This window comes from Halobaculum marinum (genome assembly GCF_029338555.1).
GTDB classification, from domain to species: Archaea; Halobacteriota; Halobacteria; order Halobacteriales; family Haloferacaceae; genus Halobaculum; species Halobaculum marinum.
In genome coordinates, this window is the sequence record NZ_CP119991.1 from 119,191 (window position 1) to 143,610 (window position 24,420).

General features: G+C 64.6%; 26 protein-coding genes. 18 read left to right on the forward strand and 8 right to left on the reverse strand.

What is annotated here, in order from left to right; all coding sequences use genetic code 11:
- Nucleotide 1: 1 nt before the first annotated feature.
- Nucleotides 2–541 carry a nitrous oxide reductase accessory protein NosL gene (locus P0R32_RS17085; RefSeq protein WP_276239849.1) on the reverse strand — a complete coding sequence of 180 codons (540 nt, stop codon included), beginning with the start codon at nt 539–541 and terminating at the stop codon, nt 2–4.
- A gap of 260 nt (nt 542–801) precedes the next feature.
- Between P0R32_RS17085 and P0R32_RS17090 the strand changes: the two genes are divergently transcribed.
- Nucleotides 802–1,443, forward strand: coding sequence for a DsbA family protein (locus P0R32_RS17090; protein ID WP_276239850.1), 642 nt, complete (start codon nt 802–804; stop codon nt 1,441–1,443).
- Nucleotides 1,444–1,462: 19 nt separating this feature from the next.
- Here P0R32_RS17090 and P0R32_RS17095 read toward each other — a convergent pair whose 3' ends face one another.
- Nucleotides 1,463–1,993 carry a hypothetical protein gene (locus P0R32_RS17095; RefSeq protein ID WP_276239851.1) on the reverse strand — a complete coding sequence of 177 codons (531 nt, stop codon included), beginning with the start codon at nt 1,991–1,993 and terminating at the stop codon, nt 1,463–1,465.
- A 231-nt stretch (nt 1,994–2,224) separates the two neighbouring features.
- Between P0R32_RS17095 and P0R32_RS17100 the strand changes: the two genes are divergently transcribed.
- Nucleotides 2,225–2,953 carry a helix-turn-helix domain-containing protein gene (locus tag P0R32_RS17100; RefSeq protein WP_276239852.1) on the forward strand — a complete coding sequence of 243 codons (729 nt, stop codon included), beginning with the start codon at nt 2,225–2,227 and terminating at the stop codon, nt 2,951–2,953.
- Nucleotides 2,954–3,171: 218 nt separating this feature from the next.
- Here P0R32_RS17100 and P0R32_RS17105 read toward each other — a convergent pair whose 3' ends face one another.
- The gene (locus P0R32_RS17105; RefSeq protein ID WP_276239853.1) at nt 3,172–3,489 is read right to left on the reverse strand and encodes an RPA12/RPB9/RPC11 RNA polymerase family protein; all 318 of its coding nucleotides are present in this window, start codon (nt 3,487–3,489) and stop codon (nt 3,172–3,174) included.
- Between the two features lie 178 nt (nt 3,490–3,667).
- Nucleotides 3,668–4,072 (reverse strand): helix-turn-helix domain-containing protein, encoded by a 405-nt coding sequence (locus P0R32_RS17110; protein ID WP_276239854.1) that lies wholly within the window; start codon nt 4,070–4,072, stop codon nt 3,668–3,670.
- 301 nt (nt 4,073–4,373) lie between these two features.
- On the opposite strand from P0R32_RS17110, the gene P0R32_RS17115 reads away from it, so the two are divergent.
- The 4 genes from P0R32_RS17115 to P0R32_RS17130 all read left to right on the forward strand — a co-directional run bounded on the left by P0R32_RS17115 (nt 4,374) and on the right by P0R32_RS17130 (nt 6,107).
- Complete coding sequence (locus P0R32_RS17115; RefSeq protein ID WP_276239855.1) at nt 4,374–4,619, forward strand: sulfurtransferase TusA family protein; 246 nt, start codon at nt 4,374–4,376, stop codon at nt 4,617–4,619.
- A 5-nt stretch (nt 4,620–4,624) separates the two neighbouring features.
- The gene (locus P0R32_RS17120) at nt 4,625–5,212 is read left to right on the forward strand and encodes a DsrE/DsrF/DrsH-like family protein (protein WP_276239856.1); all 588 of its coding nucleotides are present in this window, start codon (nt 4,625–4,627) and stop codon (nt 5,210–5,212) included.
- Nucleotides 5,213–5,406: 194 nt separating this feature from the next.
- The gene (locus P0R32_RS17125; protein ID WP_276239857.1) at nt 5,407–5,682 is read left to right on the forward strand and encodes a hypothetical protein; all 276 of its coding nucleotides are present in this window, start codon (nt 5,407–5,409) and stop codon (nt 5,680–5,682) included.
- Nucleotides 5,679–6,107, forward strand: a complete 429-nt coding sequence (locus P0R32_RS17130) for a type II toxin-antitoxin system VapC family toxin (RefSeq protein ID WP_276239858.1) — start codon at nt 5,679–5,681, stop codon at nt 6,105–6,107. The genes P0R32_RS17125 and P0R32_RS17130 overlap by 4 nt, the downstream gene beginning before the upstream one ends.
- A 61-nt stretch (nt 6,108–6,168) precedes the next feature.
- Here the strand turns inward: P0R32_RS17130 and P0R32_RS17135 are convergent, their stop codons facing one another.
- From P0R32_RS17135 to P0R32_RS17150, 4 genes are read right to left on the reverse strand one after another with little or no spacing between them, the layout of a single operon-like run.
- Nucleotides 6,169–6,840 carry a DUF7546 family protein gene (locus P0R32_RS17135; RefSeq protein ID WP_276239859.1) on the reverse strand — a complete coding sequence of 224 codons (672 nt, stop codon included), beginning with the start codon at nt 6,838–6,840 and terminating at the stop codon, nt 6,169–6,171.
- Nucleotides 6,837–9,458, reverse strand: a complete 2,622-nt coding sequence (locus P0R32_RS17140) for a heavy metal translocating P-type ATPase (protein WP_276239860.1) — start codon at nt 9,456–9,458, stop codon at nt 6,837–6,839. The genes P0R32_RS17135 and P0R32_RS17140 overlap by 4 nt, the downstream gene beginning before the upstream one ends.
- Entirely contained in the window at nt 9,455–10,228 is a 774-nt protein-coding gene (locus P0R32_RS17145) for a sulfite exporter TauE/SafE family protein (protein WP_276239861.1), read from the reverse strand. Before P0R32_RS17145 ends, P0R32_RS17140 begins: the two co-directional genes overlap by 4 nt.
- Before the next feature lie 3 nt (nt 10,229–10,231).
- Nucleotides 10,232–10,426: a DUF8131 family protein gene (locus tag P0R32_RS17150; RefSeq protein ID WP_276239862.1), complete on the reverse strand. Its 195-nt coding sequence runs from the start codon at nt 10,424–10,426 to the stop codon at nt 10,232–10,234.
- 158 nt (nt 10,427–10,584) lie between these two features.
- Here P0R32_RS17150 and P0R32_RS17155 point away from each other — a divergent pair, with 158 nt between their 5' ends.
- From P0R32_RS17155 to P0R32_RS17210, 12 genes are all read left to right on the forward strand, one after another.
- Complete coding sequence (locus P0R32_RS17155; RefSeq protein WP_432765143.1) at nt 10,585–11,775, forward strand: halocyanin domain-containing protein; 1,191 nt, start codon at nt 10,585–10,587, stop codon at nt 11,773–11,775.
- Nucleotides 11,776–11,779: 4 nt separating this feature from the next.
- On the forward strand, nt 11,780–12,316 hold the full coding sequence (locus tag P0R32_RS17160) for a cytochrome c oxidase subunit II (protein WP_276239864.1): 537 nt from the start codon (nt 11,780–11,782) through the stop codon (nt 12,314–12,316).
- On the forward strand, nt 12,316–14,073 hold the full coding sequence (locus P0R32_RS17165; protein ID WP_276239865.1) for a b(o/a)3-type cytochrome-c oxidase subunit 1: 1,758 nt from the start codon (nt 12,316–12,318) through the stop codon (nt 14,071–14,073). Before P0R32_RS17160 ends, P0R32_RS17165 begins: the two co-directional genes overlap by 1 nt.
- A 48-nt stretch (nt 14,074–14,121) precedes the next feature.
- Nucleotides 14,122–14,721 carry a hypothetical protein gene (locus P0R32_RS17170; protein WP_276239866.1) on the forward strand — a complete coding sequence of 200 codons (600 nt, stop codon included), beginning with the start codon at nt 14,122–14,124 and terminating at the stop codon, nt 14,719–14,721.
- A 684-nt stretch (nt 14,722–15,405) separates the two neighbouring features.
- Nucleotides 15,406–15,795, forward strand: a complete 390-nt coding sequence (gene tnpA, locus P0R32_RS17175) for an IS200/IS605 family transposase (RefSeq protein WP_276239867.1) — start codon at nt 15,406–15,408, stop codon at nt 15,793–15,795.
- Entirely contained in the window at nt 15,792–17,030 is a 1,239-nt protein-coding gene (locus P0R32_RS17180) for an RNA-guided endonuclease InsQ/TnpB family protein (protein ID WP_276239868.1), read from the forward strand. Before tnpA ends, P0R32_RS17180 begins: the two co-directional genes overlap by 4 nt.
- Before the next feature lie 395 nt (nt 17,031–17,425).
- Entirely contained in the window at nt 17,426–18,349 is a 924-nt protein-coding gene (locus tag P0R32_RS17185; RefSeq protein ID WP_276239869.1) for a helix-turn-helix domain-containing protein, read from the forward strand.
- Nucleotides 18,346–19,158 carry a DUF6036 family nucleotidyltransferase gene (locus P0R32_RS17190; protein ID WP_276239870.1) on the forward strand — a complete coding sequence of 271 codons (813 nt, stop codon included), beginning with the start codon at nt 18,346–18,348 and terminating at the stop codon, nt 19,156–19,158. Before P0R32_RS17185 ends, P0R32_RS17190 begins: the two co-directional genes overlap by 4 nt.
- Nucleotides 19,159–20,258: 1,100 nt before the next feature.
- Nucleotides 20,259–21,785: an amidase gene (locus P0R32_RS17195; RefSeq protein ID WP_276239871.1), complete on the forward strand. Its 1,527-nt coding sequence runs from the start codon at nt 20,259–20,261 to the stop codon at nt 21,783–21,785.
- 151 nt (nt 21,786–21,936) lie between these two features.
- The gene (locus tag P0R32_RS17200; protein ID WP_276239872.1) at nt 21,937–22,143 is read left to right on the forward strand and encodes a hypothetical protein; all 207 of its coding nucleotides are present in this window, start codon (nt 21,937–21,939) and stop codon (nt 22,141–22,143) included.
- An 89-nt stretch (nt 22,144–22,232) separates the two neighbouring features.
- Nucleotides 22,233–23,489, forward strand: a complete 1,257-nt coding sequence (locus P0R32_RS17205) for an MFS transporter (protein ID WP_276239887.1) — start codon at nt 22,233–22,235, stop codon at nt 23,487–23,489.
- A gap of 138 nt (nt 23,490–23,627) precedes the next feature.
- Entirely contained in the window at nt 23,628–24,287 is a 660-nt protein-coding gene (locus P0R32_RS17210) for a DUF998 domain-containing protein (RefSeq protein WP_390218515.1), read from the forward strand.
- Nucleotides 24,288–24,420: the final 133 nt, after the last annotated feature.

Below are 24,420 nucleotides of genomic sequence, written 5' to 3' on the forward strand. Positions count from 1 at the left end.
GTCACCGACCGAGTTGGCTGATCAACGTCTCGGTGACCTGTTCGAACGCGACGAGTTCGCCGCCGTGGTCGTCGCGGAACGCCTCGGCGTCGGCGCGCTCGGAGAAGCCGAGGAGGTCCGCACCCATCGTCCCGGCCACCTCGGAGTCGGCGACGAACGTGACCGTCTCCGCGTCGACGAACGTCTCCTCGCCGGTGTGGCGAGAGATGAGTTGCTGTCCACCGTCGGTGTGTATCTCGTAGTCGACCGTCGAGTAGTCCGTGACGTAGAACGCCTCCCGGTCCCAGTCGTCGTGTTCGAAGTCGTATTGGAACGCCTCCCACGTGCTGTCGAAGCGGGCGGGGTTGTCGTGGCCGTTCGGCTGCTCGTCGGCGTAGAACACCTCACTGGACGGCCCCGGGTGGTTCGCGATGACCATCCCACAGACGTCACACGTCGCGTCGTCCGGGAGCGTGACCGCTGCCGGCGCCGATGCACCGGACTCACCCCCCAGACAGCCCGCGAGGCCGGTGACGCCCGTCATTCCTACTGCAGCGACCATCGCCCGCCGCGAGAGTGGCAGGCCAGACCGGTTCGCAGTCGGGCGATCGCGAGCCCCAGTCACACCTGCGTCTTGTGACGCCATTGCCGCTGCTTCGGCTCGCCCACGAATAAGCAGAAAGTTGTCGCACGACAACCGAGGGGATACCCCTGCTCGCGACGCAGGTGACAGCCACCCGATGGCCGCCACGACATCGAAGCCGTCCACAGTTTCGACGATCGAACCACGAACGTTGTCCCCGAGAGGTGCGTAATCCACCTGTGACCCGACACGAACTCACGCGGCGTGACGTACTGGCGACGGGGGCCGCAGGCTCGGTGGGGTTGGTCGCGGGCTGTCTCGGTGGCTCGGACGAGCCCGAAGCTACCGTCGAGTCGCTGCCAGCGCCGACCCACGGCCCCGATGACGCACCGGTGACGGTCGCCGTCTACGAGGACTACGCGTGTCCGCACTGCCAGACGTTCGCGGTCGACGTGTACCCGAAACTGGTCGCCGACTACGTCGACCCCGGGGATGTTCGGTACGAACACCGCGACTTCCCGATCCCAGTCCACGACCGCTGGTCGTGGGAGGCGCCAGGTGCGGCTCGTGCGGTCCAAGACACCGTCGGAGTGGACGCCTTCTTCACGTTCACGAAGCGGCTGTTCGCCGACGGTTGGGAGGGCGGCTCGATGGCGTACTCCTCGTCGCTGCTGCGAACCGTCGCCGCGGACGTCGGTGCCGACCCCGATACGGTGCTCGAGGCGGCCATCGCGGGGCGGTACAGACCGGTCCTCGAGGCCGACCGCGACGCTGCCCTCGACAAGGGCGTTCGTGGAACGCCGACGGTCGTCGTGAACGGGTCCGTGGTCGAGGGATTCGACTATCAGACGGTGCAGTCTGCGATCGAGGCGGAACTGTAGGCCGCTCGGTCGGCCGGTCTCAGTCGGAGCGGAGTTCCCAGCCCAACAGCGTTCCGAACGCGACGAGCGCGCCGGCCCCCGTCGCGTTCGTCGCCAGGTCGAACGGCTTGAACAGGTGCTGGTCCGACAGCAGGATGTCGAGGTTCGCGAGGTCTGGGTGTCCGTACCCCTTGACGCCGGGGATCGCGCCGCCGTGCCCGCCGAGGTGCCACCAGACGTATCCGGCGATCCAGACGGCCAACACGGCGACGGCGAACGCGTAGACGGCGCGTGCGCTGACCCGCTCCGGAACGGCGTACAGCGCGAGCAGCGCGACGGCGAGTGCGACGCCCGACACGACGAACAGGTACGGCCGCGGATCCGCGAACGTCCCGGCGCGAAGGTACACGACCGCTCGGGGGAGGCCCCAGTAGAGGTGCAACGCGATCGCGATCAGCCCGAGTTGCACGCCCGCGACCCGGAGGATCGGGACCCACGTTGGGTCATCATTCCTGGCAGCCGAGTTCGCCCCGCTCCGGGTGGCAGTCCCGACTGCGGTGTCGTCACTCATTGCGGAGTGCCTCCTCGGTCCGCCACGGTGCGCCCCAGAACGCGAGGACGGTTCGTCCGGACAGACTCGATCGAATCGTGTGTGGGTGGGTCCGCGGTTGGCTCGCGCCAGTCATACGGGAGGGGCTATGTATGGCCACACCCTATCGACGGCGTTGGCGAGCGACAACTCCCCCCGACTGGTCGGGGACAGGCGACGTACGCGACGGTCGGGGACGACACGACTCATCACATGGACGAGATGCACGACTTCACGTTCGAGATAACGTATGACCACGGCGCCGACGAGTACATGGACGCGTTCATCGAACGCGACTCACTCCGGTCGAACGCGCTCTACGCGTGTTTCGACCAGACGGAACTGTGGGCGCTCGAGTCGGTCACTGGCGACGCCGGCGACCTCGCCGCCATCGAGCGTCCGCTCCTCGACGACTCGTTCGACAGAGAGTCGGTCACCGCGCGCTCGTGCGAGGGCACCCGGACCGCCAGTTTACTGTCGGCAGACCATCGGCGTCGCGTCGCGTACACGTACATCTCCGACATCACGCACTGTGACGCGGTGCCGACGATCGCGGCGAAGTACGTCGACGGTGGGATGCTCCTCGAACAGACTCGCGTCGGTGACACGGCGCGGTGGCGGATCCTCGTCCAGGACGACTCGAAGATCGGGCTCCTGTACGACACGCTGGGTGCGAAACTGGGCGACGGTTTGGAGTTCTCGTTCGTCCACCTCACGGAGGTCGACCAGTGGCAGAACGGACTGCTCTCGACGACCGACATCCGCGAGGAGCAACGTGAGATCCTCACCATGGCGGTCGAACGGGGCTACTTCGAGACGCCGCGAGCGGTGACGCTCGACGAACTCGCAGCCGAGACAGGGCTCCCCAGATCGACGGTCTCGTACCGACTCCGCCGAGCGACCGCCGAGTTGGCGAAAGAGTTCGTCCACAGTACCGCATGACCGACGACACGACACACTCCGACGGTCGCTGCAGAGTCGACAACGGAAGCGACCCACCGACGCACCAGTACCCGGAGGACGTGCTGGTGTCTGTCGACTGGCGAGGCGTGCTGAATCCGGGGGATGCGTTCAGTACGCGGCTCGAATTGGTTCACGGTACGTCACACGAACCTCGTGCTCGGTGACGCTGTGAATTGCTGGGTTGGGGTGCAGTGGAGTCAGGACTCGCGCCACTTGTGGCCGCACTCGACGCAGGTGAACAGACGAACCTCGTAGGAGCCCCCAGGCTTTGGTATCATCTCGTAGTTGGCTCGGTCACTGTCACAGTCGTCCGCTGGACAGGGCTCCTCCATCGTCTCGGTGGGTCCCTGTGTCGCGTCGGCTACGGCTGGCGCCCCGTCGTCCTGCTGTCCCTCTTGGAGCGCCATCGCCGCTTCCGCGTTCGAGTCTCGCTGCACCTCGTTTTCACAGGAGCGACACACCCACGTGTCGCCCGCCGTGTGCATCATCGAACCACACCGGTCACAGAATTGCATCTTACGTCGGAGAAAACGAGTGACGAATATACCTGTTCGGCTCTGTTGGAATCGTCAGTGTCTGATAGCCACTGGGTCCTGAACACCGAGCGCGAACTCGTACTGAGTGATTGGACGAATGCCGAGTTGTCTCATGCGATGCCTCTCGAACCGCTCGACGACCGGCGTGGGCGGCCGATTAGCTCTCGATCGACGTCTTCGTGGGCTCGCGCTCTTGGTACTTGGTCTCGAACTCGCCGATGAGCTGACCCATCTTCGCGTACCAGTCGTTGAGCATCCGCTGCATGTCGTCGGCGATCTGCGCGGGGTCGGTCGGCCGGTACACGTGGTAGTAGCCGCCCTGGTCGTAGTTGATCTGCTCTTTCTGGATGAACCCAGACGTGAGCAATCGCTGGACCGAGCGGTACGCGGTGGAGCGTTCGCGGTCGACGGCCTCGGCAACTTCGTCGATGGTGAGCGGTTCCTCGGCGTTGACCAGCACACGGAAGCAGTCCTTGTCGAGTTGCTTCAGACCGTGGAAGCACTCGAGGAGGCCCTCGCACTCCATGTCTTGCTGGAGTTGTTCGGACATCGAATCCGGCATTTCTACCTCCCTCTTGGCCCGGCTCCGATAAAAGGGTTGTGTGTACCTCCTACAATGCCGAGCCGTCGCGCGGCGAGTCTCGCGACGTGCCGCACTACGCGCTGTTCTCACCGATGACCGTCCGATTCGGCCGCCAAGCGTGCCGGCGGACGGTACCAACGAGTGCCGCACTCCGCTCGGGCTCGTGTGCACGGACCATCTATGTACAGACGCGCCACTCGGGCTGGACAGATCGACACTGTTATACGGGGCGATTTAGTATTGTGGAATAGCTCCAATACAGAACAGGAGCAGATTCCCCATGAACGCCGAATTCGATATCGCGGAGACGCTCGACGTGAAAGGTGCATCGTGCCCGATGCCGGTGATCAAGACGAAGCAGGCGGTCGACGGCCTCGCGGCCGGCGAGGTGCTCGAAGTGGTCGCCACCGACTCGGGCAGTGTGAGTGACATCGCGGGGTGGGCCGAGGGCACACCCGACGTGGAACTGCTCGACCAGGCCGAGGACGGCGACGTGTTCACCCACTACGTCCGCAAGACGGAGTGACCGGAATGAGCACCGACACCCCGTCTTCCCAAGACTCTGAGGCCGAGGATGCCCCGTCCCGAGCGGAGTTGGCCGCGCGGGTCGCGGAGTTAGAGGAGTCGCTCGCGGCGGTCGACAGCGACGACGACGACTCGCCGCCGAAGATGTCGATCATCGCGACGAAAGGGACGCTCGACATGGCGTACCCGCCGCTGATCCTCGCGAGCACCGCGGCCGCCTTCGGGTACGAGGTGACGGTGTTCTCCACGTTCTGGGGGCTGGATATCCTCCACAAGGAACGGTCGAAGAACCTGAAGCTCAGCTCCGTGGGCAACCCGAACATGCCCGTCCCGAACATCGTCGCCGCGCTCCCCGGCATGGACCGGATGACGACCGCGATGATGGAGCAGAAGATCCGGGACAACGACACGGCCACCATCGAGGAACTCATTCAGACCTCACTCGACATGGGTGTCGAGTTCCAGGCGTGTCAGATGACGATCGAGTTGATGGACTACGACGAGGACGACTTCTACGACGGCGTCACTACGGGCGTCGGCGCCGCGACGGCCATCCAGGACATGGCCGACGCCGACATCCAACTCCTCGTCTAATCCGAACGGTCCAGTTCGCAGTTTCCCCTATCCCCCATTCCCCCGCTTTCCCATTCCTCCTCGTCGGCTCTGTTGGAATCCTCAAAATCTGATAGGTGCCGTGTGCTGAATATAGAGGGTGTATGCAGCAAACTTCAGCTCCACCAACAGCTGTGGTAGCAAACTTTACCCAGTAGTATGCTCTACCAAAGAGTATGGCAACGTCGGTGAAGATGGACGACGACACTAAGTCTCGTCTCGAACGGTTACAGGCCGAGATTCGGCTAAAGACGGGAAAGCGAGTGACGCAGCAGGAAATCCTCGCACAGCTCGTTGAGCACGCCATCGAGTCCAAGGCAGACCTCATCGACTCGTTCCGCGAGAACCGTGTTCCTCTTGCTGAATCCGAGCGCGAGAAGTTCCACGATGGGATGGTCTCGTCCGGAGTGACGACGACCGAAGAAGACATCGACGATGTGCTGTACGGATGAGTGTCTTCGTCGATACCGGCGTGTTCTTTGCGCATCACGACACGGATGCCGACCGACACGACCAAGCTGTCAGTGCATTCGACGAACTGTTCGATGGGGAGTTCGGACAACCGTACACGAATGACTACGTTTTCGACGAGACTGTGACGCTCACACGTGGTCGAACGGGTTCGTTTGAGGCTGCAGACACTGTCGCCAGTCGTATTCTTGGAGAAGACCCGTTTCCTCGCGTCTTCGAGATGATTCACGTCGAACCAGATGACGTTCGGGCGTCGCTAGAAACGTTTCGTCGATACGACGACCACGATCTCAGTTTCACTGATGCATCGATCGTCACCCTATGCGAGTCACGTGGTATCGACGCCGTGTTGAGTTTCGACACGGACTTTGATGGACTCGTCGACCGTATCGAACCAGGATATTAAGAAGCGACTCATCAGCGACCAAGGGTTTCAACAGAGCCTCCCCGTCCCCTTCACGGGACCCTCACGTTCCAACAGTCGGTCGAACCGTCAGCACGGCCACCGAGAGGACGTACGCGACCGTCGCGAGCAAGTACGTCTCGCCCGTGAGTGTCGTTCCGAGGCCCACGCCGGCGCCCCCGAGCGCGCTCCCGAAGGCGGCGACGAGCGGGAGCGCACAACTGGCACACGAGCCAAGCGCGACCAGTCCACCCAGGCCCGCGGGCGTGCCGTACTCGGCGACGTCACGGACGGCGAGGGAGACGAGATACGCCAGCGCTGCGTAACCGATGGCTCGGTAGGGGAACAGGAACACGGAGACGACGGCGCCGTCGTAGCGCACCACCGGCCCCCACCCCGGCGGGAGGAGGAGCACGTCGAGGCCGCCGACCGCACCCATCGCCGTGCCGACCGCCCCGGTGACACAGGCGAGGAAGAGCCCGTAGCCGATCCCGACGACAGCGGCGACCACGCGGATCCTGCCCGTCGATGTCGGTCGACTGGCGTGGCGAACCCCGACGACGGCGGCGGTGATCCAGACGAACGGAATCGCCAGCGTCCGCGGTTCCGCCAGCCCCGCGTCGGTCGCTGCGAGGTACACCAACGCGAGCGCGGACTGGGCGCCGAGGGCGAGCACCGCGGTCTTGAGGTACGCCGACGGCTCCTCGACCGAGAACTGCGCGGCCAGTCGGTTCACGCGTGTTCACCCCCTCGACTGCGGTCTGGTGACCGGTCCGGCCCCCCGTCGGCAACGGTCGCCGACCGGTCGTCGTGATCGTGGTGGCCGACGCCGGCGGCCGACGCCGGCTGTGTGCTCTCTTCGCTGTCGTCGAACTGCTCGTCGGCCACCGCCTCGTCAGTCGGAGGTGCCGGCCCGAGGGAGCGCGCGGAGTTCCCGACGACGAGGAGGCTCGATGCGGCCATCGCCACGGCGGCGAGCAGCGGCGTCACGACGCCGAGGACGGCCGCCGGGACGGCGATCGCGTTGTAGAGGAACGCCCACACGAGGTTCTCACGAACGCGGCGGCGCGTCGCCGCAAGCGTGTCGATAGCGCGGTCGACCGCGCCGAGGTCACGACCCACGAGGACGGCGTCGGCGGCGTCGGCCGCCAGTTCCGTCCCCGACGCCACCGCGATCCCGAGGTCTGCAGCGGCCAGCGCGGGCGCGTCGTTGCTCCCGTCGCCGACCATCGCCACCGTTCCCGACTCGCGGAGGCGGCGGACCGTCTCGGTCTTCGCCTCCGGCGGCAGGCCAGCGTACACCTCGTCGACGCCGTCGGCGTCGCGCAACCGGTCCGCGGAGGGACCGTCGTCGCCGGTCAAGACGACAACGCGCCGGTCCTCGCCGAGCGCTCGAACCGCTGCCCGCCACCCGGGACGTGGGTCGTCGCCCGCGACGAGCACGCCACGGACTGCGCCGGCCCAGCCGACGTACGCGGCGAGGTGGCCGTCGGCTTCGGCGGCCTCGTAGCGCTCGCGGAGATCGGATGAGATGTCGACGTCGTCGCCCTCGAACAGTGACGCGCCGCCGACAGTCACGCGGGAGCCGTCGTCGACCGCGCCGGAGACGCCGCGCCCGGGGTGCGTCTCGAAGCCCTCGACGGCGGATTCGGGGCCGAACGCAGACTCGGACTCGGCGGCGGCGTCGACAATCGCGGCGGCGACTGGGTGGTCCGAGCGCGCCTCGACCGCCGCCGCACGACCGAGCAGGTCGGCGCGACTCGTGCCGTCACCGGGGACCGCCGCCCGGAGCGTCATCTCGCCGGTCGTCAGGGTGCCCGTCTTGTCGAGTGCAACCACGTCGACGTCGACGGCGGTCTCGACGGCGCTCCCGTCAGTCAACACGACGCCGTCCGCGAGCAGCGAGCGCGTCCCCGCGGCGATCGCGAGGGGCGTCGCGAGCCCGAGCGCACACGGACAGGAGACGACAAGCACCGCGAGGCCGGTGAGGAGTGCCTCGGTCGGCGGCGCGCCGAGCGCGAGGTGGACGACGAACGCGAGCGTCCCCAGCACGAGGACGAGCGGCACGAAGATGGTCGCCAGCGCGTCGGCGAGTTGCTGGGGTGCGCCCTCACCGCGGACGTCCCACAGCAGCGAGACCACGCGGTCGAGGGTGCGTTCGGCGCCGTCGGCTGCCTCGACGACCAGTCGCCCGTCGGAGACGACGGTGCCGCCACGGACGGTCGCGCCCGGTCCTCGCCGGACGGGGAGCGACTCGCCGGTGACGAGCGACTCGTCGACCGCGGCGGTCCCCTCTCGGATCGTGCCGTCGACGGGGACGCGTTCCCCCGACCTGACGACGACGTGGTCGCCGCCCTCGACCGCCTCGACCGGGACCTGCTCGGTGCCATCGCCGGTGTGCAGTCGCGCCTCGGAGACGCGGTCGCGCGTGAGGTCGGTCAACTCGCCGACGGCGCGGCGTTTGACCCGCTCCTCGTAGTACGTCCCGACGGTGACGGCCATGACGACGACGACGGTCACGTCGAAGTACACCTCGACGCGACCGAGCAGTATCGCGAGCGTGCTGTAGAGGTACGCCGTCGTCGCCGCGAGCGTGACGAGCAGGTCCATGTTCGGCTGGCGCGTCCGGACCGCGACGTAGGCGCCGCGCACCAGCGGCGCGCCAGTGTAGCCGAGGACGACCGTCGCCGACACCCAGACGTTCGCGAGGAGGAACTCCCCGGCGCCGCCGCGCAGGTCGAGCAACAGCGCCTCCGGCGGCAGACCGAAGTACGTCGGATAGAGGAACAGGACGTACCACAGCATCGCCATCATCCCGAAGAATCCCCCGACGATCAGCCGTCCGATGGTGTCATCGTCGTCACCGACGCCGCCGTCGTCGGTCGTCGGCGCCGCCGCGTACCCCACGCCGGCGATGGCGTCGGCGACGGTGTCTGGGGCGGTCCGCTCGGGGTCGTAGTGGACGCGCATCGCGTCGGCGGGGAAGTTCGCGTCCGCCGCTGCGACGCCATCGACGCCGGCTGCGCGCCCCTCCAGGAACGCCTCGCAACTCGCGCAGTGCATCCCGTCGACCTGGAGGTACGCCGTCTCGGCATCGTCCGGAACGGTCGCGTCCGCGGACGCCGTCCCGTCGTCGCCACGAACCGCCGCTCGTGCGTCCGCCGCGTCCGCGGTACTTGGATCGTCGAGCGTTCGGGCGACGGCCAGACACCCCCGACAGCAGAATCCGCCGTCGACGTCGGGGTCCGTCAGCGGTGGCTCGGGCGTGGACAGCCCGCAGAGCGTACAGCCATCGTCTTGGGCGCCCGCGTGGCCGCCCGCGGCGTCGGCGGTGGCGTCGGCCGCGTCGCTCACGGCGACGGCACCTCCGCGTAGTGCGGGAGGTGCACCATCGGGACCGGCACTCCGAGGAGGCCGAGTCCGTGTAACAGCGGGAGCACCCCGAGGAGGATGAACGCCGCGCCGAGCGCGCGGTGGACGCGCCCCCGGACAGAGGCCGGCACCGCACCGATCACGGTCGCGTAGCCGACCATCGCGGGCGCCGTCCCCAGTCCGAGCGCGCCGAGTGCGAGCGCACCAGCCGTGGGTGACCCGCGCGCGAAGGCGTACAAGTACGCCGGGTACAGCAGGGGGCACGGCAACAGCGCGTGCACCGACCCGAGGAGCGCGATCCGTGGCCCATCGGCCCACGCGTCGGCCCGCTCGCCGGCGACGCGCGCGAGTCGAGAGAACGCCGTCGAGACGCCGGGGATGGGCACCGCACCGGGGTCGAGCGGACGCCCGCGGAGGTAGCCCGCACCGACGACCAGCACGACACTCCCGGCGACGACGCCGGCGATACCGCGGACGACGTCGGCGCCCGCGAAGAGGCTTCCACCGGAGATAGCCGCACCCCCGAGCGCGCCGAGCACGGCGCCGATGAGGGCGTATGTGCCCACCCGCCCGGCGGTGAGCAGTCCCTGCTGGCGAACGTCGTGGAGTGTCACCCGGCCGCTGTCGTCACTGGACGGACCGGCGTACGCCGTCACGAGTGGCCCACACATCCCGAGACAGTGGGCGCCACCGAGCAGCCCGACGAGGAAGAACGCCCCGAGTTCGACGGCACCGGCGAAGCCAGCGACCATCCCCTATCGGGGGGTCGCGTCCGAGTGGTCGTCTCCCGCCTCGTGCGGACCGAACGCCATGTAGAGAGAGTACACGATCACACCGACGGACACGGTGGACATCACGGCTTCGTACAGCGCGCCGCTGCCGAGCAGCGTGTACGCCCACAGCGGGACGAGTACTACGAGTGCGACCGCGGCGACGGTTCGCGGAGTCATACGTCTGTGTCGACTCGGGGGGACTGTAAGATATTCGGGCCACCCGACTCCCAGAAAGTAGGGAATGGCCAGATGTTTTTTATACACTCCGTCGGGAGGTTTCGCCGTTTATGGCATCGCGGCAGAGCGAATCTACCGGTCCGACTCGCCGACGGGTGTTGACCACCAGCGCGGCGGTCGCGGGTGGGGCGCTCCTCGGGAGCACCGCGCCCGCTGCGGCCCAGTCTGGACCCGATTTCGACGGCTGGTTCGACGACGTTGCCAACTACGATGGCGTCGTTGACCAGACGGGACAGTCCGAGGTGACCGTGGAAGTCGGCGTCCAGAACGGCGACGGCCCGTATGGCTTCGGGCCGGCGGCCATCCGCGTCGACCCGGGAACCACGGTCACGTGGGAGTGGAACGGGCAGGGCGGCTCGCACAACGTCGTCGCGGAAGACGGCTCCTACGAGTCCGAGTTGGTCGCCGAGGCCGGGCATACGTTCAGCCACACCTTCGAGAGTGAGGGCATCTCCAAGTACTACTGTCTACCACACCGGGCGCTCGGGATGAAGGGCGCGGTCGTCGTCGGCGGCAGCGGCGGTGGCGGCGGCGGTGGCGGATCGTCGGTGTCCGAGCCGGACTTCGGCGGCTGGTTCGACGGCGTCGCCAACTACTCGTCGACGGTCGACCAGCGTGGGGAGTCCGAGGTGAGCGTCGAAGTCGGCGTCGAGAACGGCGACGGGCCGTACGGATTCGGTCCAGCGTCCGTCCGCGTCGACCCGGGGACGACGGTCACGTGGGAGTGGAACGGCCAAGGTGGCTCGCACAACGTCGTCGCGAACGACGGCTCATTCGAGTCCGAGTTGGTCGCCGAAGCCGGCCACACGTTCAGCCACACCTTCGAGAGCGAGGGCGTGTACGAGTACTACTGCCAGCCACACGAGGCGCTCGGGATGAAGGGCGCCGTCGTCGTCGGCGACATCAGCGGTAGTGGGGCCGGCGGCGGCGCCAGCGGCGACGGCGGCGAGGAGGCATCTGAGTCCGGCGGTGGGCTCTCGCTCCTCGTTCCCGACGACTTCACTGGTTGGCTCGCGGTCGTCTTCGGGGGCACGGTGTTCCTGGCCGTCGCGAGCGTCCTCGGGAGCGAGGCGTACACCGAGTACCGAGACCACATGGCCGCCGAAGAGCAGTACGTCCGCGAGACGCCGGTCGAGGGGGTTGAGGAGGAGGCGGCGGTCGAACTCGACGAGGGGTACGACCCCGTCGGAACCGCTGCGCTCGTCGTGGGGTACTTCCTGCTGATCTCCGCGCTGTGGGCGTTCATGTACTTCATCGAGTTCATCGGCGGCCCGACCATCACTGGGTAAATCTATGCACGTTCACCGATTCGAGAAACTCTGGTTCGGCGCATCGCTCCTGCTGATCGTCGCGTTCATCGGGACCATCGTCTACGGCGCGGTCGGTCCCGGCGTGGCCATGGTAGGTGACGACGGCGGCACGATCGACAGCGACGTCGTCGCCAACGGCAACTACGACCAAGCGGACAACTTCCGCGCGCCCGGCGTCTACGAGTCGAGCGACGGCGAGGGCGTCGACGTGTACATCGTCGCCCGGCAGTACCTGTTCGACCCCGGCACCGCGCAGCCCATCGAGGTGCCTGCAGGCGAGGAGGTGACCTTCCACGTCACCGCCGCCGACGTGACGCACGGGTTCAACCTCGCGGGCACGAACGTCAACTCGATGGTGATCCCGGGGCAGGTCGCCACGTTCGACGTCACCTTCGAGGAGACCGGGGAGTACGGCATCGTCTGTCACGAGTACTGCGGCAGCGGCCACCACACGATGGCGGGGCAACTCCACGTGGTGCCGCAGTCGCAGTTCGACGCGACCGCGGAGGGTGAGAACTGATGGCAACTGGACATCCAGACGACACGGCGACGCGTAGCGAGGAGGAGTACGTCGAGACAGACGACGGGACGCGGCGCCGACGGGCGTTCGTCGACCGGTACCCAGACGCGGCCCAGATCGTCCGCATCTGTCTGGGCATCTCGTTCCTCGCGTTCGGCGTCGGCGCGCTGTTCGGGCTCATTCAGGCGCTCCACCGGACGAACGTGCTTCGGATCATCCCGTCGTCGGACTACTACACGATCCTGACGGGGCACGGTGTCCTCCTCGCGCTGGTGTTCACGACCTTCGGGATCGCCGGCCTGTTCCAATGGGCGAACACGCGGAGTCTCGGCATCGAACCGCCGAGTTCCACGCTGACGACCGCGTGGCTCGCCACGATGGTACTCGGCACGCTACTGGCCGCTGGGACCATCCTCGCCGGCCTGTTCGACGCCATCCCGGCGAGCGCAGACGTGCTGTTCACCTTCTACGCGCCGCTCAAAGCGCACCCGCTGTTCTACGTCGGGGCAGCGCTGCTCATCGTCGGATCCTGGCTGGCCGGCGCGAGCTACTTCCTCCAGTTCCGGGAGTGGCGCTCGGCAAACCCGGACTCGCGCATCCCGCTGCAGACGTTCATGGTGCTGACGACGATGCTGATGTGGTACATCTCGACTATCGGGGTGGCCATCGAGGTCGTCGTCTTCCTCATCCCGTGGTCGCTGGGGCTCATCCAGCAGGTCGACCCGCTGCTGACGCGGACGCTGTTCTGGTACTTCGGCCACCCGGTCGTGTACTTCTGGCTGCTGCCGGCGTACCTCATCTGGTACACCGTGTTGCCGAAGCTCTCGGGCGGTCGGCTGTTCAGCGACCCGCTCGCGCGGGTGGTGTTCGTGCTGTTCCTCATCCTCTCGACGCCGGTCGGCTTCCACCACCAGTACACCGACCCCGGGATCGCCTCGGGCTACAAGTTCGTCGCGATGACGAACACGATGTTCCTGCTGTTGCCGTCGCTGTTGACGCTGTTCACCGTCGTCGCCAGCATGGAGCACGGTGCCCGCCAGCGCGGCGGCACCGGCTACTTCGGCTGGCTCAAGGCGCTCCCGTGGGAGAAGCCGGCGTTCGCGGGCATCGCCCTCTCGGGCATCATGTTCGCGGCGGGTGGCTTCTCGGGGATGATCAACGCGGGGATGAACATCAACTACCTCATCCACAACACGCTGTGGGTGCCGGGGCACTTCCACCTCACCGTCGGGACGGCGTTCGCGCTCACGCTGATGGCCGTCTCCTACTGGCTCGTCCCGCAGGTGACCGGCAAGCGCCTCCAGTGGCGGGGGATGGCCTCGCTGCAGCCGTACGTGTGGTTCGTCGGGATGGTGCTGATGTCGAATGCGATGCACCGGGGTGGCCTCGCGGGCATTCCGCGCCGCACGGCCGAGCCTCAGTACGACCAGTTCAGCTTCGCGGCGGTCGTGGGGAGCGTCGCCGAGATTCGCATCCAGATCGCCATCGGCGGAACCCTGCTGTTCGTCGGCGCCCTAATGTTCCTCGCGGTGATGCTCGCCACGTGGACGCTCGGGAAGCCGAACAGCCAACTCCGGGTGAACGGCTTCATCCCCGAGCCGATGTCGGGCGCTGACGACTCGCCGCGCGTGCTCGACAACATGAAGCTCTGGGTCGCCATTGCACTCGTGTTGATCGCGCTCGCGTACGGCCTGCCGCTGTACGACATGGTCGCCGACGGGGTCTTCCTCCCGGGGAGTCCCCCCGTGCCGGCGTAACGCGCTCGTCGTCGAGTCCCCCGATTTCGCTGCGGAACTTCCCGAGTCATGAACGAAGACACGACAGACACGGATAGCCCCTCGACGGTCGCTGATGAGAGCGACGCCGACAGCCCGAGCCGTCGCCGCCTGATCCGCTGGATCGCTGTCCTCGCGTTCGCGGTCCCCGTCGTCGTCGAACTCCTCACGTTCGGCGGCCTGCTCAACGCACAGTTGCTCCCCGGCGGCGACGACGGGGAACCGACCAGCGCCGACACCGAGACCAGGTCGCCGACAGTGACCGAAGCGGAGGGTGCCGTCGGCGTCGGCGACGACCTCCTGTCGGCAGTGCCGGCGGCAGAGACGGTCGAAGTCTCCGAGATCAGAGGCGACCCCGGCTCGCGGACGTACATCCTGCGGGTGGCCGTCGAGAACACGACCGACTCGTCGCTCGAACTCCGACTCACGGGCGTCACGCTCCGGGACGAGACGAGCCTCCAGAGCGTGTCGTCGACGGGGACCATCCCCGCGGGCGGGTCCGGCGAGGTCACCGGCGCCTGGAGTCTCCCGACCGACTCGATGCCCGTTGCCGTCGACACTGTCGTGGTGCGGGGCGGCGAGGCGACCGAACAGTCGGTCCCCCTGAAGCGACCGCCGATCCGCGGCTGACAGCGAACACGAGCCGCGGTCTCTGTTCGACGTGGCGGTCGCACGGTCGTTCGAATCCACTGGCTCTGTCGAAACCCTCAGACCGTGACAGAACGTGCGTGACACATGCAGAGGGTACGTCGGTCAGGCTCAGACCGTCGACTGGCAACGAATCAAGCGTGTAGATTCAGCGAATACAGTGGCCAATCCTGTAACTCAGCCTACCCACATTGTACTAAGCCATGACTGGTAACTGGTTCCGATAGGTGTAGAGAAATACGAACGCCCCGAGAGACATGGCGACTGCTCCGGGTACGATGTAAGAGACGTCTGGCGCACATCCCCCACCAAAACCTGAGCAGGTTGGGTTTTGAATCGCCCACCAACTTAGCACTATACCGCCGACAATAGCGAGGAGGGCGAGACCTTGCAGGAGGCGATCTTTATTCACGTCTCATGATTGACGCTGGGATACCAAACCTTCTCGGGAAAGACAAAGAGACGTTTGACCGACTTGCGCGCTGTATTCAGCACGGGTGTGAAAAACGGTCACCAACTCGGTGATAGAGTTACGAGCGCATACCCCCGTCTTCAGGCGGGGGTCAAGCGGACAATAGCGTACACGCGTACCGGCGACATCACAGCCGGATTTCCAACCCGCTACAGTAGTTTTAATTCACAACAGAAGCATAGTGTGTAGTACGGATGAAGACCACACGGCACGCGACCTACAACCTCAACTACCACATAGTGTGGTTGCCGAAGTACCGCAACTCGGTACTCGTCAATGAGGTCGCAGACCGTGTGCGAACCATCATCCACGAAATAGCCGACAAAAAGGGACTCGAAATTCTCGACCTGACCGTACAACCCGACCACGTTCACCTGTTCGTCAGTAGTCCGCCGAAGCACGCGCCATCCCTTCTCGCCAACTGGTTCAAGGGCATCAGTTCGCGGAAGTACAACCACCGCCACGCCGACCACGACGGCGAGAAGATCAAGTGGGCGAGAGGCTACTACGCAGGAACAGCTGGACACGTCTCCAGCGAGACGATCACGAACTACATCCAGCGACACGAGGAGGACGAGTCGTGACCGAACTCACGAAGACGCTGGAGCTGAAACTGGTGAAGCCAAACGCTCACAAGCGGAGGAAACTCCAAGAGACGCGAGAGGCGTTCCAGCAGGCGCTTCACGCCGCCTTCGACGCCCGATGCACCACACAGACCGAAGCGAACGACGTGGTGGTCAACTACGACTTGAGCGGGTACGCGAAGAACGCGCTCAAGAACTACGTCCCGCAGCTCACGACAACCTACAATGCGGGCGAACTTCACGACGACCACCCTGTGAGATTCACGAACGAGGGGCTACGACTCGATCACAAACCAGAGAACGCTATCGAGTGGTATGTCAAAATCCCGCACCACGATGACTACTGTCTCTGGATGCCTGCACAGCCAAACCCAGACCAGCGGGACTGGTTGGAGGCGTTGAACGCTGGCGACGCGGAAATGGGTGAGAGTCGGCTATTCGAGCGGGACGGGACGTGGTTCCTCCACGTCACTGCCACCCGCGATGTGGACGTTGGTTCCGGGGTGTCCGCCGAAAATCGGACGCCCATCGGTGTCGATATTGGGGAAGCGTCGCTCGTCACGGTGTGTCACCGAGACGAGTGCGGTTCTCCGACCGCACCCGAACTGTGGGCCGACGAAGGGAAGACCGTCCGTCGGCTCCGGAAAACCTACTTCACCGCTACGAGGCGGCTACAGAAGCGTGGAAGCGAGCGTATCGCTGACTCCTTCGGTGACGACCTGTGGAACCAGATCGACGACGTGTTCCACCGCGTCACCCGCGAAGTCGTAGAGTACGCCGAGTCCGTTGAGAACCCCGTTTTGGTTCTGGAAGACCTGACGTATATCCGTGAGTCGATGGACTACGGCGAGTACATGAACCGCCGTCTCCACGGATGGGGGTTCGCCAAGCTCCACGCTCAGATACGCTACAAGGCCGTCGAGAAGGGCATCCCAGTAGAGACTGTGAATCCGCGTAACACGTCGAAGGAGTGCCACGCGTGCGGTGAAGTGGGGTATCGTCCGAAGCAGGCGACGTTCAAGTGTACGAACGATACGTGTTGGCTGGGGGAGTACCAAGCGGACGTGAACGGAGCGGTGAACATCGCAGATCGCTACCTCAGCGGAGAGAGTCGTTCCAGAGAATACGAGAACGACGATGACTCGGCTGAGGATGGGGCGCGTTTGACCGCGCCACAAGACAGCCAAGCCGATGCTGACACCCAGCAGAAGACGCTTGGAACGTATGCGTCTTGAAACCGCAGGGCCGCGCTCGGCCTGAAATCCCGTGGTGGGATTCCCGCGTCTTTAGGCGCGGGAGGAGGTCAATACATCAAACTCGCTACGAATGGTCGGTCGCGAGCGACGCGGCGGGCGGCAGCGGCGAGCGGGACGGGCCGTAACGAAGAACCGGTTCAACCGGGCTCGACGCTCAGTGACACAGCCGATAGCCTGGCGGGCTCAGAAAGAGCATGGCTGACTCGGTCGTCCCCTGACCCCGCAAGCACCACAGGCACGAGGAGCGCAGCGTGGGTCGCGGGATGCCGAGCGGCCGAGGGCTTTCACTCTGTACGTTCCCGTCTCGACTGGATCAGCCGAGTGTTGCAAAATACCGAAGTCATTTATATATTGGTTCGCTAGTATGCAACAGTATGCTCACAGAAGGCGAGGTTCGCGCCCTGGCTGTCCTCCACGGTGAGCAGACGGTCTCTGAATTCGCAACGAATCTCGATCGGAGTCTCAGCTACACTTCCGAACTCGTCGAACGGCTCGAAACAGCTGGCCTCGTCGAGGCACGCCGACAGGGGAAAACAAAGCAGGTTCGACTGTCGGACGCAAAGGCACTCGAGTTACTCACGGACCTCACCCAGCAGTATTCACACATCGACTGGCCGGAGCTGTTGTCAGGGGCTGCCCTCCGTGTCTGCTATTACCTTGACACCCCACGGACCGTGACCGAACTTGCACGCCGCGCCGACGTCCACAGAAGCACCGTCCACCGTGCGCTTGCCCCGCTTCAACATCGCGGGATCGTCTACCAAACCGACGACGGTTCGTACGCACTAAATGACGGCTTCGAACAGCTGAGTACATTCGCTCGTGAGCTCGCTCATCAGGTCCACCGCCAGCCTGTCGAAGAACAGACCGACACGTACACCATTCTGTGGGAGTCCCTCGACGAGTTCCTTGTCCAGACGACAACTGAGATCACCGACGAACACTTCATTCCGACAGGACCAGACCAATTCCAGCGATACGATCTCCCGCTGTTGGCGCGTGACCGTCGGTACTACCTCTACTCGGAGACGATGAGTGAACTCTCCCCGGAGATATTGTGCTGCCATATGCTCGTAATCGACTCGGGCGCACGGACGCAGTCGTACTGCCTGCTCTTGCTCAGTCACGTCGACATCGACCGCGACGAACTCCGAGCCCAAGCCACCAAGTACGGCGTCGACGACGTCGTCGACGACCTCTGCACGTATCTCGACACCAGCGGTGCCCAGCGGACGTCCCGACTTCCCGAGTGGGAGGACTTCCTGGAACTCGCTGAGGAGTACGAGGTGGCGCCATGAGGGCGAGGTTTGATAGTTCATACATTCGCTCAGAACTCGAGCGCATCGGCCAGCAGCTGGACAATTCACTCACTGTCTTCTTGATTGGCGGTGGGTCAATGGCGTTTCGCGGACTCAAAGAGACGACTAAAGACATCGACCTCATCGTCTCCTCCGGCGACGATCTGAGTCAGCTACAAGCGGTGCTTCTTGAGTTAGGATACGATATCGTCCGGGAACCGGACGAAGAGTACGAAGAACTTGGTGCCCAGCGCATCCTTGAGAACGATGACGGGTGTCGCATCGACATCTTCAACCAGCAGGTGATTGGCAAGCTGATTCTGTCTCCAGGCATTCGTGAGCGGAGCGAACGCTATCTCGACCCGGGAAATCTCGTGGTCGAGCTCGTGAGTCCAGAAGACATCTTCCTGTTCAAAGCGGTTGCCGGTCGGGTGGACGATATCGAGGATATGTTCTCGTTGATGCAGACTGGCCTCGAGTTCGACGTCGTCGAAGCGGAACTCGACACGCAGGTCGAACTCTTGGAGCAAGAGCTGTTCGTGACGTACGTGAACGAAGCGTTGACCGATCTCACCGAACAACACAACGTGACGACACCGTTGCACGACCCCGTGGCGGAGATCACTGAGCGCGTCTACGAGGAGCTCGAAGTGCTGCACGCGCTTGACGAACCGAAATCGGTGGCTGACCTGCAACAGGAGCTCGACTGGTCTGCAGCAGACGTACAGGAGATTGTGAGGCGGCTGGAAGAGAAAGACACCGTCGCGGTGACCGATGGGCGCGTAGAACGTCGCTCAACGACGATCTGACCACGGAGGGGAGGAAGTGAGGCCGTGACTACGCTGTGAGCAAGTCTACACGGCTCTGTTGAAACCTCCAGACCTTGGCAGAAAGTGCGTGACACATACAGAGGGTGTGTCTATCAGGCTTGGATTGCATTCTTCGCCGGACTGCGTCGATAGGCAAACACAGCTAAACTGACCCCAAGAAGAACGGCAAGAACCCCGGGAATGAGATACACGATATTCGGTGCGCATTCTCCACCACCAGAACACATCTGACGCTGGAATGCGTACCAGACCGAGAGACAACCGAGAAAGAGACTGAGACCGCCGAATCCCTGAAGAACGCGAGACGAATTCATACTGTACAATCACTCTAGGATTGGAAAATAACTACCGCAGAAACAAAGGGCAGTTTGGCCGACTTGCGCCCTGAGTTCAGCACGGCCACAGAAATATCACCGAACGCTGTCAGAAAAATTCGTGCAAGACTTAGAGGATGTCTGTAGCACCTCACCGCTCTTTTTCATCTGTGAGGGATGGATTGGCCGAAAAACGAGGTGCTGCGAATCGATCAGTAGTCGGCTCCCGTACTCCGTGGCACTGATCCCGCTGGGGCCTTCTGTCTGTACACCAGTAGAATGTTGTACTGTCTATGGATTTTGAGTTGTACAATGGAGCCCTCCAACGCGAAAGGAATGCTCGTTGGCGTTCAGATGACCTTAGGTGGTCTCTTTCTGCGGGAACTCTTCGGAAACGACCCTCTGCTCACTGGTCTGAGTATTCTACTTGTTGTTGGGGGCGTTTCCGCAACCCTGCTCTCTTGACCTGGTAGCTGGATGCTCTGTATTCAGCACGGACTTAGCAAACTACCAGCGACTGTGGAGTTCAACAGAACCAGTCCACTCGAACTGTCGCACTGGCCGGCACTGACAGCTACCATCGAATCGAACGGAACCCGGATTCTCTCCGGTGGCATCGTTGCTGAGGTTTTACAGAGTACCCAGAACGATGGAACCTTGGTGAACGCGTAGTCAACCGTGTTGCTCGCCGGCATGAACGCTGAGTGGGTGTGATTAGTGATTCAGCCTAGCTATTTGTGAACGCATGACAAGTATCCTATTGTCATGCCAGAATCACCACCGAACATCCAGCCGCCAACTCCCGGCGAGATCCGCGAACTCGCCGAGCAACACCACATGAGCCTCTCAGACGACGAAGTGGCCGACTTCGCGGCGATCATCGAGGGGATGCTTGGCGGGTACGAGCGGATTGACGAACTCCCGGATCCGACACCGACCGTCCAGTACCACACGCGTGACCCCGGATACCGACCCGATGCCGAGGAGGACCCGCTCAACGCGTTCGTCCGCAAGTGTGAGGTCCCCGGTGCTGACGACGGCCCGCTGTCGGGGTACGAGGTCGGCCTGAAGGACTCCGTCTCGCTCGCGGGCGTCGAGATGACCCTCGGCTCCAAACTGTTCGAGGGCTACGTCCCCGCGACGGACGCGACGATCGTCACGCGACTGCTCGACGCGGGTGCGACGATCACCGGGAAGCTCAACATGGAGGATATGGCGCTGTCGGGGAGTGGCGAACTATCAGCCACGGGGCCAGTGCTTAATCCCCGCGACGACGACTACATCGCCGGGGGGTCCTCAAGCGGGAGTGCTGCGGCGGTCGCCACGGGCGACGTCGACGTCGCGATCGGTGGTGACCAGGGTGGGTCGATTCGAATCCCGGCAGCGTGGAGCGGGATCGTCGGCCACAAGCCCACCCACAGTCTCGTTCCCTACACCGGCGTCGCCGGCTTGGGCCGCTCGTTCGACCACGTCGGGCCGATGTGCTCGACGGTCGAAGACTGCGCACTCATGCTGGACGTTATTGCTGGTGCGGATGGCCTCGACCCTCGACAGGGTGCGGTGCCGACCCAACAGTACGGTGAGGCGTTGGGTGTCGACCCTGCAGAGATCACCGTCGGTGTCCTCCAGGAGGGGTTCGGCCACGACCAGAGCGAATCCGGCGTCGACGAGACGGTGCAGGACGCGCTCGACGAGTTCGAAGCGGCTGGCGCAGAGGTGACCGAGGTGTCGGTCCCGATGCACCTCGATGGCCTGCCGATCTGGAATGCGATCGGCCTCGAAGAGATCACCGCGACAGTGAACGCAGAGTGTGTCGGCCACTACGGGAAGGGCTTCTACGACACGCAGTTTGCCGACGCGTTCGGCCGTGCTCGGCGGGCGCAGGCAGACGACTACCTGACGACGATGAAGCTCACGCTGATCGCCGGCCAGTACCTCGCTGACGAGTACCGTGGCCACTACCACGCGAAAGGGCAGAACCTCGCGCGGAAACTCACGGCTGCGTACGACGAGGCACTCGAAGATGTCGACGTGCTCGCGATGCCGACGACGCCGCAGACCGCGCACGAAGTAGACCGCGACATCTCGCGGGTCGAAGCCATCGACCGGGCGTTGAACATGCTCCCGAATACGGCGCCGTTCGACAACACCGGCCACCCCGCGATCAGCGTCCCTGCAGGACGATCTGATGGCCTGCCGGTTGGACTGATGATGGTGGGGGAGCGATTCGACGATGCGACCACGCTCGCCAGTGCCCACGCGTTCGAGCAACACGTCGAGGTGGACCGCTAACGATCCCGTTCAACGGGGCGCCCCGGTTCGAGGGTGGTTCAGCGGTTGTACTGAATCGCGACGCTGCTGTCGCCGGTCCGGGAGCCGCAACCGTGACTCAATCGTGCGTGTTTTCGGCAATATTATTCGCGCTCGGTGTGGACGCTCTCTCATGACGCCCCTCCAGATGTTCGGAGCCAACCCGCTCGGTGGGCTCGTGCTGGCGCTCGTGATACCGCTCGTCGTCGTCGCGTTCGGGACGTACGTGGGGATGCTCATGGCGTTGCAGTCGTTCTTCGGAGCGTCCTCGTGGGACGAGGTCTCGACTGCCGAGAAGACTGAGGCCGGGGTGAGCGAGCCCGAGATCGACGACGAGTAGAGAAGGGACCGCCCGAACAGCCCAGGATCCAGAAATTCCGCCTCCCCGGAGTTGATACGGGAACCCCACGTGTAAACCGACGAATGGCGATCCGGTCCCAACTCGACGCCAGGATCCTCTCGCTGGCCATCGCGCGGATGGTCAGCGCCCTCGCGAACTCGTTCCTCGTGGTCGTCCTCCCGCTGTACATCGGCAGTCAGGCGGTGACGATGCCGTCGGTCACCGGGTCGACGGTCTCGGTGTTCGGACTCGGCATCGACGTCACGGTGGAACTCCTGATCGCGATCGTCTTGTCGCTGTTCGGGTTCCTCAACAGCCTGAGCCAGCCGATCACGGGGTCGGTGTCCGACCGGACGGGCAAGCGGAAAGTGTTCCTCCTCGTCGGGCTCGCACTCGTCGCGACGGGCAGCGCGGGCTACCTCGTCTTCACCGACTACTACCTCGTGCTTGCGATGCGCGGGCTCCAGGGCATCGGGGCGGCGTTCTCCATCCCGATCACGGTCGCGCTCGTGAACGAACTGTCCGAACAGGGCGAACGCGGTGGCAACTTCGGGCTGTTCAACACGTTCCGATTGGTCGGCTTTGGGATCGGCCCGGTGATCGCTGGCGTTGTCATCGCGGGCGGGCCGTACGTCCTCGCGGGCGTCGACGTCACCGGCTTCGACGCCGCGTTCCTCGTAGCCGTCGTCGGTGCGGCGGTCAGTTTCGGGCTGATCACGGTGCTCATCAGCGACCCCGAGCGTGCCGCGGAGTCGGCGGGCAAGGACATCTCGATCCGGGTCCGCGGCGAGGACGGCGCGCTCGACCCGGTGTTCGCGCTGGGACTCGCGACGATCGTGATGGCGCTGTCGATCGCGATCTACGCGCCGCTCGCGAACGTGATCAACGCCCGTCTCGACCAGGGCAGCTTCCTCTACTCGGTGCAGTTCGGAGCGACGGTCCTCGCGAACGTGTTCTTCCAACTCCCCCTTGGCCGCCTCAGCGACCGGTACGGTCGCCGTCCGTTCCTCCTCGGGGGATTCGTCCTGCTCGTCCCGGCGACGCTCGCGCAGGGATTCATCACCGACTCGTACCTGATGATCGCCGCGCGATTCATCCAGGGGGTCGCGATTGCGGCGGTGTTCGCGCCGTCACTCGCGCTCGCGGGCGACCTCGCGAAGGAGGGCGCCTCGGGGTCGACGCTTTCGTTGTTGACCATGGGCTTTGGCCTCGGGGTCGCCGTCGGCACGCTCATGTCGGGGTTCCTCGTCGCGTTCGGGTTCGCGGTGCCGTTCATCGTCGCCGCCGGCGGCGGCGTCGTTGGCCTCGGACTGGTCATCACGCAGGTCTCGGAACCGACCGCCTGAACGAGAGTGCCGGGGTCGTCAACTCGCCTCAAACGCCGAAATGGGCGATACAGACACCGGAGAGATGGATTCCGGTATTCGAGAACCAGAGTCAGAAGTATCAGCTCAGTATCTGTATCTTGAACTGGTGAACCTTCTATGACACAGTTCGAAACCGGCGAGCGAACGACCCTCTCGATCCGGGGCGTGACGCTCGCGAGTCTGCAACTTGCTGGCCTGTCCTTCCTCGTCCTCGCGGCCGGGTTCATGACGGTCATCATGCTCGCAGCTGCGATGGTCCCCGGCTACGACTTCGGCGGCGCGGCCATCAGTGACCTCGGCATACTCCCCGAGACGGCGGTCATATTCAACGCGTCGCTGGTGCTCGTCGGCCTGTTGAACCTCGCAGGCGGATACCTGTTCTACCGCACCCACGGGAAGCGCTGGCTCTTGACCGTCTACACGCTCGCTGGCCTCGGCGCCGTCGGCGCCGGCCTCTTTCCGCTCGACACTGGCGGCCTCCACGGGTTGTTCGCGCTACTGGCGTTCCTGTTCTTCAACGTCCAGGCGCTCGGGACGGCCACTATACTCGATGGGGCGATGTGGGCCCTCGCAGTAATCGCGGGCAGCGTGGGTCTCGTCTTCGTCGTGCTGATGGCGCTCGGCGACGCCGGCAACGCGGCGGCGTTCGGGCCGATCGGCCACGGCGGCACCGAACGAATGATCGTCTACCCCGTGATGCTCTGGCTGGTCGCCTTCGGCGGCTACCTGCTCGCAAAAGGCGAGGGGACGGAAATTCCTGGTCGACACTCTGCGTGACTCCTCCCGCTGAAACGCCGACCGGAGGAGAATCGTGCCCGTCCGAGTCCCCGAGCTCGGACCACTCTGCCCGATCGTCACCGGGACAGCGCTCCCGACCAGATACCGCTGCCGCGAGATTCCGACGATGAAG

Coding starts and splice junctions, on each gene's coding strand:
- P0R32_RS17170 (WP_276239866.1), top strand. CDS start 14,122: ATGAACGAAGACACGACAGACACGGATAGCCCCTCGACGGTCGCTGAT.
- P0R32_RS17085 (WP_276239849.1), bottom strand. CDS start 541: ATGGTCGCTGCAGTAGGAATGACGGGCGTCACCGGCCTCGCGGGCTGT.
- P0R32_RS17145 (WP_276239861.1), bottom strand. CDS start 10,228: ATGGTCGCTGGCTTCGCCGGTGCCGTCGAACTCGGGGCGTTCTTCCTC.
- P0R32_RS17210 (WP_390218515.1), top strand. CDS start 23,628: ATGACACAGTTCGAAACCGGCGAGCGAACGACCCTCTCGATCCGGGGC.
- P0R32_RS17110 (WP_276239854.1), bottom strand. CDS start 4,072: ATGCCGGATTCGATGTCCGAACAACTCCAGCAAGACATGGAGTGCGAG.
- P0R32_RS17115 (WP_276239855.1), top strand. CDS start 4,374: ATGAACGCCGAATTCGATATCGCGGAGACGCTCGACGTGAAAGGTGCA.
- P0R32_RS17100 (WP_276239852.1), top strand. CDS start 2,225: ATGGACGAGATGCACGACTTCACGTTCGAGATAACGTATGACCACGGC.
- P0R32_RS17190 (WP_276239870.1), top strand. CDS start 18,346: ATGAGGGCGAGGTTTGATAGTTCATACATTCGCTCAGAACTCGAGCGC.
- P0R32_RS17195 (WP_276239871.1), top strand. CDS start 20,259: ATGCCAGAATCACCACCGAACATCCAGCCGCCAACTCCCGGCGAGATC.
- P0R32_RS17120 (WP_276239856.1), top strand. CDS start 4,625: ATGAGCACCGACACCCCGTCTTCCCAAGACTCTGAGGCCGAGGATGCC.
- P0R32_RS17160 (WP_276239864.1), top strand. CDS start 11,780: ATGCACGTTCACCGATTCGAGAAACTCTGGTTCGGCGCATCGCTCCTG.
- P0R32_RS17105 (WP_276239853.1), bottom strand. CDS start 3,489: ATGCAATTCTGTGACCGGTGTGGTTCGATGATGCACACGGCGGGCGAC.
- P0R32_RS17150 (WP_276239862.1), bottom strand. CDS start 10,426: ATGACTCCGCGAACCGTCGCCGCGGTCGCACTCGTAGTACTCGTCCCG.
- P0R32_RS17125 (WP_276239857.1), top strand. CDS start 5,407: ATGGCAACGTCGGTGAAGATGGACGACGACACTAAGTCTCGTCTCGAA.
- P0R32_RS17200 (WP_276239872.1), top strand. CDS start 21,937: ATGACGCCCCTCCAGATGTTCGGAGCCAACCCGCTCGGTGGGCTCGTG.
- P0R32_RS17185 (WP_276239869.1), top strand. CDS start 17,426: ATGCTCACAGAAGGCGAGGTTCGCGCCCTGGCTGTCCTCCACGGTGAG.
- P0R32_RS17095 (WP_276239851.1), bottom strand. CDS start 1,993: ATGAGTGACGACACCGCAGTCGGGACTGCCACCCGGAGCGGGGCGAAC.
- P0R32_RS17165 (WP_276239865.1), top strand. CDS start 12,316: ATGGCAACTGGACATCCAGACGACACGGCGACGCGTAGCGAGGAGGAG.
- P0R32_RS17130 (WP_276239858.1), top strand. CDS start 5,679: ATGAGTGTCTTCGTCGATACCGGCGTGTTCTTTGCGCATCACGACACG.
- tnpA (WP_276239867.1), top strand. CDS start 15,406: ATGAAGACCACACGGCACGCGACCTACAACCTCAACTACCACATAGTG.